Source organism: Mycobacterium sp. (assembly GCF_035570115.1).
GTDB lineage: Bacteria > Actinomycetota > Actinomycetes > Mycobacteriales > Mycobacteriaceae > Mycobacterium.
Window position 1 is genome coordinate 1 of the sequence record NZ_DATMLH010000032.1, and the last position, 4,510, is coordinate 4,510.

The window sequence follows — 4,510 nt, forward strand, 5'->3', positions numbered from 1 at the left end:
GACCCGCGGCGCGGTCACCATCGTCATCGCCGAGGAGGGCGACGACACCGTGCGCCCCTACGCCGACCACCTGATCGAAATCCCTTCGGTGTCAACGCTTTTCCAGCCGCTGCTGTCGACTATTCCGCTGCAGGTGTTCGCCGCCTCGGTGGCGCAGGCGCGCGGCTACGACGTCGACAAGCCGCGCAACCTGGCCAAATCGGTCACCGTCGAGTAGCCGGAACGGCGATGACCTCCGTCAATGCTTAACGCGGCGGTAACTGGTGGCCCATACGGTTGGCGGATGCGACACATGTCGCCGCGAACGTTGGGTGTCGAAGAGGAGTTTCACCTTGTCGATCTCAAGACGAGGCGGCTGACGGCACGCGGCCCCGAACTGCTGGCCGAGCTGTCCGACCACTACGTCGCCGAGCTGCAGCGCTGCGTCGTCGAGACGAACACCCGGGTGGTCGATTCGCTGGACGGGTTGCGGCGTGAACTTGTCGAGCACCGCCAGGTCTTGGTCGACACCGCCGCCGAATTGGGCATAGGCGTGGTCGCGGCCGGGGCCATGCCGCTGTCGGTGCCGGCCGAAATGCAGGTCACCAAGACCGTGCGCTACCGGCAAATGCTCGCCGACTACCAACTGCTGGCGCGCGAGCAGCTGATCTGCGGCACCCAGGTGCATGTCGGCGTCGACAACCGCGACGAGGCCGTTGCGGTCGCCCACCGGGTGGCCGCGTATCTGCCCACCTTGCTCGCATTGTCGGCCAGCTCGCCGTTTGCGTCCGACGGCTCAGACACCGGCTATTCGAGTATGCGCACCCTGGTTTGGCAGCGCTGGCCGACGACGGGCCTAGCCGCCCCGGTGCAAACGGCCGAAGAATACGACGCGCTGGTCAGGGACCTGGTGGCCAGCGGCGTCATCACTGACGCCGGGATGGTCTACTTCGACGTCCGACCGTCAAACTCGGCGCCGACGTTGGAGCTGCGGTTGTGCGACAGCTGCCCGTCGGTCGACACCATCGTGCTGATCGCCGGGCTGTTCCGGGCGCTGGTCGAGCGCGAGGTCGACGCCGCGCGGACCGGCACGCCTGCGACGATCCTGTCCCCGGCACTGGGCCGGGCCGCGCTGTGGCGGGCCGCCCGGTCGGGGTTGGAGGGCGACCTCGTCGACGTCAGCGTTCCGGCCAGCAGGCCGGCCTCCGGCGTGGTCACCGAGCTGGTCGGGTCGCTGCGCCCCCAACTGGAAGGCAGTGGGGACTGGGACATCGTCAGCGAGTTGACCCGACAGGTACTGATCGCGGGCACGTCGTCGGCCCGGCAACGGCGGGCGCTGCGCCGCCGCGGGCGCCTCACCGACGTGGTCGATCAGCTGATCGCCGAGACTGCCGGCCGCTTGCCCAGCACCGCGACGGCCGTCGGCGGCGACCCGACCCTGCTGTTCGGCTACCACCCCGGCAGCGACCCGGCGGTTCGCGTCGCCCGTGGCAACGTCGACGTCAGCTATGACGAAGCCGTCGACAGCGACGGTCACCCGCGGCAGCGCTATCGGACGGTCCTGGACACCATTGCCCGCCTCGGGGTAGTGCAGCTGCGGTTTCGGGAAGGATGCATCGAGCAGGAGCAGCGCGCCGACAACGTCACCTTCCGCGTCACCGGCCAGAGCCGCGCCCAGCTGTTCCCGGTCGACCTGATACCCCGGGTGGTGGCCGCGGACGAGTGGGCGCAGCTGTCCCAAGGCCTAGGTCAGCGGGCCCGGGCGCTGGACGCATTCCTCCGCGACATCTATTCGGAGCAGGCGATCGTCGCCGACGGCATCATCGGTGTGCAGGCCCTCGACCGGGCACCCGGCTTCCGATCGACCGGCCGGTTGGCCGGCGACACGGTGCGCGCGCACATCAGCGGCACCGACATCGTCTGCGACCGGGCCGGCCACTGGATGGTGCTCGAAGACAACCTGCGGGTGCCCTCGGGCGCCGCGTACGCGATCGTCAATCACCGGCTGCTGAGGAAGCACCTCCCCGAGCCGCAACCGCTCGCCGCGATCGAAGACGTCGACCGGGCGCCGCAGATGCTGCTTGAAACGCTGCGGGCAGCGGCGCCGCCGCACGCCGCTGACGACCCCGTGGTCGTGCTGCTGTCCGCCGGGTGGGAAGACTCGGCCTGGTTCGAGCACACCTTCCTGGCCGACGAAATGGGCGTCGCGCTGGTGCAGCCGTCGGACCTGTCGGTGCGCGACGGAAAGCTGGTGCGCCATATCGGTCCCGACGTCCGACGCATCGACGTCGCCTACACGCGGATGGACGAGGACATGCTGCTGTCCTCCACCGGATACGACGGCGCTCCGCTGCGGCCGGGGCTGCTCGGCGCGATCACCGACGGCAATCTCACGATTGCCAATGCGCTCGCCAACGGAGTGGCCGACGACAAAGCGATCTACGCGTATGTGCCGGCCATGATCGAGTACTACCTCGGCGAAAAACCGAAGCTGGCTCAGGTTCCGACGTGGATCTGCGCCGAGCGTGAGCAGCGCGACTTCGTGCTGGCCAACCTCGCCGATATGGTCGTCAAACCCATCGACGGGTTAGGCGGAACAGGAGTGTTGATCGGCCCGGACGCCTCCGATGCCGCGCTGGAGGCGCGTCGGCATGAGCTGGTCACCCAACCGGAGCGGTTCATCGCCCAGGAGTTGGTTGCCCTGTCCACCCATCCCACCTTCGACGGTGACGGCATCTACCCGCATCACGTCGACCTGCGGGCGTTCGTCCATCTGAGGACAGGCGCGGGCGGTTCAGTGTCGGCGCACGTCACGCCTGCGGCGTTGACCCGGGTGGCGAGCCGGGGGTCGCGGATCGTGAACTCGTCTTTCGGCGGGGGCAGCAAGGACACCTGGATTCTCGCCGCGCCAAAGATTGGTGAACGTTAGTAAGCCAGACTCCGAGGAAACGGAAGCAGGAGAGCAGGAGATATGTGCGGTATCTGCGGTGAGGTCCGCTTCGACGGGCAGTCGGCCGATGTCGGCGCCGTCGCCCGGATGACCGGCGCGATGACGTCGCGCGGACCGGACTCCGACGGCGTGGTGGCGCACGGGCCGGTGGCGTTCGGACATCGGCGGCTCTCGATCATCGACCTGTCCGCCCACGGCGCCCAACCGATGGTCGACAGCGATCTCGGGCTGACGCTGGTGTTCAACGGCTGCATCTACAACTACCAGGAGCTGCGCAAAGAGCTTCAGGCCGAGGGCTATCGGTTCTTCTCGACGGCCGACAGCGAGGTCGTGATCAAGGGATTCCACAAATGGGGGCTGCGTTGCGTCGACCGCTTCAAGGGCATGTTCGCGTTCGCCATCGCCGACCGGGACACCGGAGTGGTGACACTGGCGCGAGACCGCTTGGGCATCAAGCCGCTGTATCTGGCGGCCTCGCCGGGCCGACTGCGGTTCGCATCCACGGTGCGTGCGCTGCTCAGGTCCGGCGGCATCGACACCGAACTGGATCGCCAGGCGCTGCACCACTACATGACATTCCACTCCGTCGTCCCGGCGCCGCGCACCATTTACCGCGGCGTGCAGAAGCTGCCACCGGCAACGGTGCGGGTGATCCAGCCCGACGGTTCGCACACCGACACCGTGTACTGGAATCCAGAGTTTCGTCGCGATCCGGCTAAGGCGTCCTGGTCGGCCGGCGACTGGCAGGCCGCCCTGATGGACGCGTTGCGTGCCGGCGTGAAACGTCGGATGGTCGCCGACGTGCCGGTCGGCGTGTTGCTGTCCGGTGGTATCGACTCCTCGGTGGTGGTGGCGCTGCTCGCCGAGCAGGGTCAGCACGGACTGGCAACATTCAGCATCGGGTTCGACGCTGCCGAAGGCGAATCCGGCGACGAGTACTTCTATTCCGACCTGGTCGCCAAGACCTTCGACACCGACCACCACAAGATCCACATCGACTCCTCGCGGCTGGTCCCTGCGGTGCCGAAAACCATTGCCGCAATGAACGAACCAATGGTCAGCCACGACTGCGTGGCTTTCTACCTGCTGTCCGAAGAGGTCAGTAAATCGGTGAAGGTGGTGCAGTCCGGGCAGGGCGCTGACGAAATCTTGGCGGGATACTTCTGGTACCCACCGCTGGCCAACATCGCCCGCGAACAGACCACCGAGGCCTACGCGAAGGTGTTCTTCGACCGCGACCACGACGACGTGCTGGCGATATTCAACCCCGAGTACGGGATTGACGAAGATGTGAGCCGTGAGTTCGCGTCCGCCCACCAGGGCGCGCCGGGCGCCGACTCCGCGGTGGACGCGGCATTGCGCCTGGACACGCAGGTCATGCTGGTCGACGATCCGGTCAAACGCGTCGACTCGATGACAATGGCATGGGGTCTGGAGGCCCGGGTGCCGTTCCTCGACCACGACTTCGTCGAACTGGCGGCCACCTGCCCGCCCGACCTCAAGCTGGCCTCGAACGGCAAAGGCGTGCTGAAGGATGCGTCGCGTGCGCTGCTGCCGTCGGAAATAATTGACCGGACCAAG

2 protein-coding genes and 1 pseudogene are annotated in these 4,510 nt (G+C 67.3%); all 3 read left to right on the forward strand.

Annotation, left to right across the window (positions count from 1 at the left end; genetic code table 11):
- A pseudogene (locus VNW74_RS02340) lies at positions 1–217 on the forward strand (glutamine--fructose-6-phosphate aminotransferase); the annotation flags it as partial.
- Positions 218–283: 66 nt separating this feature from the next.
- Positions 284–2,908: a carboxylate--amine ligase/circularly permuted type 2 ATP-grasp protein gene (locus VNW74_RS02345; RefSeq protein ID WP_325675001.1), complete on the forward strand. Its 2,625-nt coding sequence runs from the start codon at positions 284–286 to the stop codon at positions 2,906–2,908.
- Positions 2,909–2,950: 42 nt separating this feature from the next.
- On the forward strand, positions 2,951–4,510 hold a 1,560-nt coding region (locus tag VNW74_RS02350; RefSeq protein ID WP_325675002.1), incomplete at its 3' end, for an N-acetylglutaminylglutamine amidotransferase.

Coding starts and splice junctions, on each gene's coding strand:
- VNW74_RS02345 (WP_325675001.1), top strand. CDS start 284: ATGCGACACATGTCGCCGCGAACGTTGGGTGTCGAAGAGGAGTTTCAC.